Genomic DNA, 7,031 nt, shown 5'->3' with positions numbered 1-7,031 from the left:
GCGCTGGCCGGCCCCACAAACGAAACTCCCTGCCGGCGAACCGGTTTCGGACGCCAGCGTTCCGGAGGAGCAGCCGGGCGCCGGTGGCGAACGACAGTCGGACGGCGGTAACCGACAGCCCTACCTGACCCGGGTGCTCGAGCACATACCCGGTGACACCGGCGATCCGGCGGTTGACTCGGCCCCGCGCGCAGCGACCGACCCGCAACCCTGAGCTCGCCCGGCGCCGGTGACCGCGGCCCTCAGTTGCCCTGGGCGCGAACGGCGGCGAACGACAACGACACGTCGTCGGCGACCTGGACCGACCCCATCAGCAGCGAGTACGGCTTGATGCCGTAGTCGGACTGCCGGATGGTGGATTCGACTGACATCCGCCATGATTCCCCGAGGTCTTCGGTCTGCACCTCGACGACATGGTCCCGCGACACTCCCCGAATGTGCAGAGTGCCCATCAGGCGGTAGTTATCGCCGGCGTTTTCGATGACATCCGCTGTATAGCAGATTTCGGGAAACCGGCTGGCGGACAACGACTTCAGGGCGTTGGACCGCACCAGCGCCTTCTCCGCCCCGGACAGCCCTTTGACACCGCCGTCACCACGCAGCACGTCGAGCGAATCGGTCTCGACTGTGAGCTGTGCGCTGACGGGTTGGGAGTCGGACCAGCTCACGGTGGCACGCCAGCGCGTCATCGCGATGGTAAGACGATGGCCCATCCGCGCCGCCCTGCCGCTAACGCCGGTGCGCAGCAACAACTCACCGTCAGCCGGGCCGATCGTCCACACCGCGCTTTGGTCGGAAGTCACGAATCGACTGTGTCACATGGTCAAAACGGTGCGGTAGTGCGCCCGGCCGCCTTCCAGGGCCGCGTAGCCCTCCGCGGCTTGCGACAGCGGCAGCTCCTCGATCCACGCTCTTACGCCGGACAAGACCGCGAAATGCATTGTGTCCTCGACGTCTTTCGCCGTACCGGAGGGATGGCCGACGATGCTGATGCCCGGCGTTATCAGCTGCACCGGGCTGATCGGCAGCGGTTCGGGCGTGACGCCGATGGTGACCAGTTGGCCCCGGGGCAGGATGCCGCCGACCGTGTCGGCCATGGCCTTGGAGTTTCCGGCGGTGGCCAGGACGACCGTCGCGCCGCCCAAGTCCTTGAGCGCTTCGGCGGGGTCGTTGGCCGTGGAGTCGATGTAGTGATGGGCGCCCAGCTTTCGGGCGTCGTCGGCTTTGCCGGTGCCGCGGTTGATCGCGATGGTCTCGAAACCCATGGCCCGGGCGAATTGCACCCCGAGGTGGCCCAGGCCGCCGACGCCGAGTACCGCCACCCGGTCGCCGGGCAGCGCATTGGTGTGCCGCAACGCGTTATAGGTGGTCACGCCGGCGCATCCCATCGGGGCGGCTTCGGCATCGGAGAGCTCGGCCGGTATGCGCGCCAGAGCGCTCACCGGCACGGTCACCGACTCGGCATATCCGCCGGGATATTGCCAACTCGGCACTTTGCCGTTTTCGCAGTGAATGAACTGTCCCTTGCGGCATTGGTCGCAGCGCTGGCAACATCCGCCGAACCAGCCGACCGCGACGCGATCGCCGACCGCGAAATCCTGGACCCCGTCGCCGATTTCGGCGATCTTGCCGGCGATCTCGTGCCCGGGAGTCAGCGGCCACGACATGCCGGGAAAGCCGCCGTTGACGAAGTGCGCGTCGGTTCCGCAGATGCCGCACGCGGCGACCGTCAGCCGTACCTCATCGCGACCCGGTGGCTTGGTTTCGGCGTCGACCAGCTCCAAAGCTGCACCGGCGGACGGGACATGGACGGCTCGATGAGTGGGCATGTGATTAGCTTGTCACCCCTGGGCCTGATGCGCGACAGGACATTTCTGGGAGCCGTTGGTGTGGTAGTCGACCTGCCAGTGTTTGATCCCATTGAGCCACCCCGACCGCAGCCGCTCGGGCTTGCCGACCGATTCCAGGTCGGGCATGGCATCGGCGATCGCGTTGAACATCAGGTCGATGGTCATCCGCGCCAGGTTGGCCCCGATACAGTAGTGCGCGCCGGTGCCACCGAACCCGACGTGCGGGTTGGGGTCGCGCAGGATGTTGAAGGTGAACGGGTCCTCGAATACGTCCTCGTCGAAATTGGCTGAGCGGTAGACCATTACGACGCGCTGGCCCTTCTTGATCTGCACGCCGGACAGCTCGTAGTCCTCTAGGGCGGTCCGCTGGAACGAGGTGACCGGGGTGGCCCATCGGACGATCTCGTCGGCCGTGGTGACGGGACGCTCCCGCTTGTACAGTTCCCATTGGTCGGGGAAGTCGGTGAAGGCCATCATGCCCTGTGTGATGGAGTTGCGGGTGGTCTCGTTGCCGGCCACGGCCAGCAGGATGACGAAGAAACCGAACTCGTCGTCGGAGAGCTTGTGCCCGTCGACGTCGGCCTCGATCAACTTGGTGACGATGTCCTCGCCGGGATTCTGCGCCCGGTCGGCGGCCATCTGCATGGCGTAGGTGATCAGCTCGACCGACGCACCCATCGCGTCATTGCGGGCGAATTCCGGATCCTGGTCGCCCACCATCTCATTCGACCAGTGGAACAGCTTCATGCGGTCTTCCTGTGGCACTCCCAGCAGTCCGGCGATGGCCTGCAGCGGAAGCTCGCAGGACACCTGCTCGACGAAGTCGCCGGAACCCGCGGCGGCCGCCTTCTCGACGATCTGACGGGCGCGCTGGTTCAGGTCGTCACGCAGCAGCTCGACGGCGCGCGGTGTGAAGCCGCGGGAGATGATCTTGCGCAGGTGGGTGTGCTGCGGGGCATCCATGTTGAGCAACACGAACTTGCCGGTATCGCGCTGTTCGCGCACCGTGCCCTCTTTGTAGCGGGGGAGGGCGGTGTTCTCCAGGCTGGAGAACACGTCGCTGCGCCGCGAAATCTCTTTGACGTCCTTGTGCTTGGTCACCACCCAGAAGCCGCCGTCGTCGAATCCGCCCACCCCATCGGGCTGTTCGTTCCACCAGATCGGCGCCGTCCGGCGCAGTTCGGCCAGCTCTTCCACCGGGAGCCGCTCGGCGTGAATGTCCGGGTCGGTGAAGTCGAATCCGGGAGGGAGATTGGGGACCGGCTTGGCAGTTGGCTCGACGGTTGGCATGGCCCGCTCCTCGATGACGAAGTGGTCTAGTCGTCCTTGTGCAAGGAAACCACTGCCGCACCTTGGTTGGGAAGGATTGAGGAAAGATCGTCGGCGGCGAATTGGAACGTGTTCCTGACCGGCCGTTTCGCGCCGTGTCGCGGGTGCACGCCGACGATCGGACCCACAAGCCGGAACGGTCTTGTGGCCGACGGTCCGCCGGATATGCTTTGGTGCAGGTCACCGGCGACGACAGGCGGGGTAGGACATGATTCGGGAACTGCTCAGCGCCGCTTCGATAGCGGGCATCACGATCGGCCTGGCCCCGTGCGCGGCCGCCGGTTACGACGGCGACGTGCCGGGCATGAACTATCAGGCCTCGCTGGGCGCGCCGTGCGACAACTACGAGCGTTTCATCTTCGGACGGGGGCCCAGCGGCCAGGCCGAGGCTTGCCACTTCCCGCCCCCCAATCAGTTCCCCGCGGCGACCACCGGCTATTGGGTGGCCTCTTATCCGCTGTACGGAGTCCAGCAGGCGGGCGCCAAGTGCCCAGGCCCGCAGAGCGCCGCACAGTCGGACCGCGGACTTCCGATGCTGTGCCTGGGAGCCCAAGGGTGGCAAGAGGGCTGGTTCACCGGGGCAGGGTTCTTCCCACCGTCCGAGTAACGACCATGCGCGATCGTCCGGCTCAGCCTTCGATCCCACGCTGGCTACGCTTCGTGCTGGCCTCCGACCGGGCCGGCTCAGCCTGGTACATCGGGACCGGATTCTTCTTCGCGCCGGCGCTGGCGGTGCTCTCGCCCTGGCCCACCGTCACCGCCGTGCTGTGGGGTGTCATCGCGCTGGCCGGGCTCTGGCTGGGACTGCTGGGCGTCGCGATGGCCGTCGGACTGGCCCGAATTTTGCGCTCGGGGGCCGAAATTCCCGAAGACTACTGGCGCAGCCTGGTGCACTACTAGGCCCCGATAGGCGTCACCGCCCGTAGCGAAATGCCACCCGAGCCCGTCTAGAGTCGTAGCAACCGTCCTGCAACACAAGGGAGACTCGAGATGGCCTTCAACGCCAGGGATGCAGTCGACGCCGTCAGGGACATCGCGACCAACGCCGTCGAAAAAGCCTCCGACATCGTCGAACACGCCAGCGACATCATCCGCGGCGACGTCGCCGGCGGCGCCAGCGGCATCGTCGCGAATTCGATCGACATCGGCACGTACGCGGTGGACCGGACGAAGGAAGTGTTCACCGGACGCGACGAAGCCGACGAGGTCTAGGCGCACCGGCCAGGCCAGCCTCCGCGTCAGACGGAGGCGGCCTCGTTCAGTTCGTCCAGCCGGTTGGTGGCTTCCAGGTACTCCTGCACCCAGCGCTCGATGACCGTTGAGGTCTTCTCCACCTTGGTGAACTGCCCGACCACCTGGCCGACGGGGTTGAATGCCACGTCGACGGATTCGTTCGGGTACCTGTTGGTGGCCCGCACGGCCATGCCGGAGACCATGTACTGCAACGGCATTCCGAGCGGCTTCGGGTTTTCCGGTGCCTCCCACGCCTCGGTCCAGTCGTTGCGCAGCATGCGGGCCGGCTTGCCGGTGAACGACCGGCTGCGGACGGTGTCGCGGCTGCCGGCCTTGACGTACGCCTGCTGCTGAACCGGGGTGTTCGAGGACTCCTCGACCATCAGCCACTGCGATCCGGTCCACGCGCCCTGCGCGCCGAGCGCCAGTGCGGCCGCGATCTGCTCACCGCTGCCGATGCCACCGGCGGCCAGCACCGGGACCGGGGCGACCTCCTTGACGACCTGCGGCCACAGCACGATCGAGCCCACCTCGCCGCAGTGCCCACCAGCCTCACCGCCCTGGGCGATGATGATGTCGACGCCGGCGTCGGCGTGCTTGCGAGCCTGCGAGGGGGAGCCGCACAGCGCCGCGACCTTGAGCCCGGCCTCGTGGATGTGCTTGATCATGTCGGCCGGCGGGGTGCCCAGCGCGTTGGCGATCATCTTCACCTTGGGGTGCTTGAGCGCCACCTCGACCTGGGGCGTGGCCGTCGCCTCGGTCCAGCCGAGGAGCTGCAGGCTGTCGCCGTCGCTGTCCTCGACCGGCACGCCGTGGTCGGCGAGGATCTTCTTGCCGAAGTCGAGGTGCTCCTGCGGCACCATCTTGCGCAGCGTCTCGGCAAGCTCCTCCGCGGACAGATGGGAGTCCATGCCCTCGTACTTGTTCGGGATGACGATGTCGACGCCGTAGGGGTGGTCGCCGATGTTCTCGTCAATCCAATTGAGTTCGATCTCCAGCTGCTCGGGGGTGAATCCGACCGCACCGAGCACGCCGAACCCCCCGGCCTTACTGACCGCCACCACGACGTCGCGGCAGTGGGTGAAGGCGAAAATCGGGAACTCGATGCCGAGTTCGTCGCAGATAGGGGTGTGCATTACAACTCCTGGGAGCTCGCCGAATTGGAACGTGTTCTAGTTTAGTACGTAGCTCACTGACGTGGCCAGCGGGTCCTGACCTGCGCCTTGCGACTACGACCCGTCACCGCGGTCAGATCGCGGTGCTGTTCGCCACCCACAGGACGAGAAACGCGAGCATGCAGGCGGCGCAGAGCAGATGGTCGCGGCACACCGAGCGCGCCAGGCGCGTTTGCTCGGGCGGACTGCCCTCGCGGTGCCCGAGCTGCACCGCATCGGGAACCGTGTGCGTCAACGCCAACATGGTCGGAATGCCGGCAAGCGCGGCCGACGTCACCAGCAGCCAACCGGGATCGTGGCCCCGCGCGGCCTGCAGCACCAGCGTTCCCACCAGGGTCAGCATGACGAGTGCGATCAATCGGCTCATCGGCCGAGACGCGGTGGTCGCGCGGTGGTAATACGCCGCGATGGAAGCGAGCACGGCCTCGGGCAGTTCGGTCGTGGCCTTCCGATACCGAAGTACCTGGACGTCGAAGATCAAATCCATCCACAAGACGGCGAGCAGGAACCCGCTGCAGGCCGTGAGCAACGAGGCCATGGCACTCACCCACCTCTATCCAATCGCGCACCGCGCCGCAGCGCGGTTGCCGCTTGGACTCATTGTTCTCGGCGACGCAATAGGCGCGATGGTCCACGCTTTGACGCGTTGATCCGGCAAACCCAAATCACTTGTGCCTCTTTTGTTTCAGTGGTTTCAGGGGAGCGCTTTTTGTCGGTGGCCCGTTCTAGCATTCGAACATGAGTTCGATAGATGACCGAGAGCAGATTCAAGCCGACGCTGACGCGTTGTGCGCTGCGGCCGCTCGTTTTCACCAGCATTCCTATGCGGCGCTGACCAACCCCGAACGCCTGGCACTGTTGGAAAAGCTCGAATGCGCAACCCGCAAGCTCCAGACGCCAAGCCACCAACTCATCAACCAGCTTGGCGAGCAAGCGGATCCGGCCGAACTGGGCGGCAAGCTGCCCTGGGCCTTGGCCGACCGGCTGCACATCACCCGGGCCGAGGCCGCACGGCGTATCGCCGAGGCCGCCGATCTGGGCCCGCGCCGCACGCTGACCGGCGAGCCGCTGGCGCCGGTGCTGCCCGCCACCGCCGCGGCCCAGCAAGATGGGGCGATCGGCGCCGACCACGTGGCCGTGATCCGGCGGTTCTTCCACCACCTGCCCGAAGCCGTGGACCTCGACACCTGCGAACACGCCGAAACACAGCTGGCCGCCACGGCCACCCAATTTCGCCCCGACCAACTCGCCACACTGGCCCGCCGCCTGATGGACTGCCTCCACCCCGACGGCACCTACACCGACGCCGACCGCGCGCGCATGCGCGGACTGGTGCTCGGCAACCAGCAAACCGACGGCATGTCGCGCCGAAGCCCGCGCCACCCTCGAGGCGGTACTGGCCAAACTCGCCGCCCCCGGCATGTGCAACCCCGACGACGAGCAG

General features: G+C 66.5%; 8 protein-coding genes and 2 pseudogenes. 5 read left to right on the top strand and 5 right to left on the bottom strand.

Features of this window, described 5'->3' with window-relative positions:
- A pseudogene (locus tag A9W96_RS32595) lies at nt 1–214 on the top strand (hypothetical protein); the annotation flags it as partial.
- A 28-nt stretch (nt 215–242) separates the two neighbouring features.
- Here A9W96_RS32595 and A9W96_RS10625 read toward each other — a convergent pair.
- Genes A9W96_RS10625 through A9W96_RS10615 form a run of 3 tightly spaced genes read right to left on the bottom strand, consistent with a single transcriptional unit; the run spans nt 243 to nt 3,140 of the window.
- Nucleotides 243–803 (bottom strand): YceI family protein, encoded by a 561-nt coding sequence (locus A9W96_RS10625; protein ID WP_067139571.1) that lies wholly within the window; start codon nt 801–803, stop codon nt 243–245.
- Nucleotides 804–815: 12 nt separating this feature from the next.
- Nucleotides 816–1,829: an alcohol dehydrogenase catalytic domain-containing protein gene (locus A9W96_RS10620; protein ID WP_067139568.1), complete on the bottom strand. Its 1,014-nt coding sequence runs from the start codon at nt 1,827–1,829 to the stop codon at nt 816–818.
- 12 nt (nt 1,830–1,841) lie between these two features.
- Nucleotides 1,842–3,140 (bottom strand): cytochrome P450, encoded by a 1,299-nt coding sequence (locus tag A9W96_RS10615; protein ID WP_067139565.1) that lies wholly within the window; start codon nt 3,138–3,140, stop codon nt 1,842–1,844.
- Nucleotides 3,141–3,387: 247 nt separating this feature from the next.
- On the opposite strand from A9W96_RS10615, the gene A9W96_RS10610 reads away from it, so the two are divergent.
- The 3 genes from A9W96_RS10610 to A9W96_RS10600 all read left to right on the top strand — a co-directional run bounded on the left by A9W96_RS10610 (nt 3,388) and on the right by A9W96_RS10600 (nt 4,391).
- Nucleotides 3,388–3,786, top strand: coding sequence for a hypothetical protein (locus A9W96_RS10610; RefSeq protein ID WP_066868428.1), 399 nt, complete (start codon nt 3,388–3,390; stop codon nt 3,784–3,786).
- 5 nt (nt 3,787–3,791) lie between these two features.
- Nucleotides 3,792–4,079, top strand: coding sequence for a hypothetical protein (locus A9W96_RS10605; protein WP_067139562.1), 288 nt, complete (start codon nt 3,792–3,794; stop codon nt 4,077–4,079).
- Between the two features lie 90 nt (nt 4,080–4,169).
- A complete protein-coding gene (locus A9W96_RS10600) occupies nt 4,170–4,391 on the top strand; it encodes a hypothetical protein (RefSeq protein WP_067139559.1) in 222 nt (73 codons plus the stop codon).
- A gap of 26 nt (nt 4,392–4,417) precedes the next feature.
- On the opposite strand, the gene A9W96_RS10595 is transcribed toward A9W96_RS10600, so the two are convergent.
- Complete coding sequence (locus A9W96_RS10595) at nt 4,418–5,548, bottom strand: nitronate monooxygenase (protein WP_066868422.1); 1,131 nt, start codon at nt 5,546–5,548, stop codon at nt 4,418–4,420.
- Nucleotides 5,549–5,660: 112 nt separating this feature from the next.
- Nucleotides 5,661–6,125 (bottom strand): hypothetical protein, encoded by a 465-nt coding sequence (locus A9W96_RS10590; RefSeq protein WP_067139556.1) that lies wholly within the window; start codon nt 6,123–6,125, stop codon nt 5,661–5,663.
- A gap of 200 nt (nt 6,126–6,325) precedes the next feature.
- Between A9W96_RS10590 and A9W96_RS10585 the strand changes: the two are divergent.
- Nucleotides 6,326–7,031: pseudogene (locus A9W96_RS10585) on the top strand (DUF222 domain-containing protein); the annotation flags it as partial.

The organism is Mycobacterium sp. 1245852.3 (assembly GCF_001669335.1).
GTDB classification, from domain to species: domain Bacteria; phylum Actinomycetota; class Actinomycetes; order Mycobacteriales; family Mycobacteriaceae; genus Mycobacterium; species Mycobacterium europaeum_A.
The sequence above is the reverse complement of the archived record's forward strand: the minus strand, read 5'-3'. Positions and strand labels throughout refer to the sequence as shown.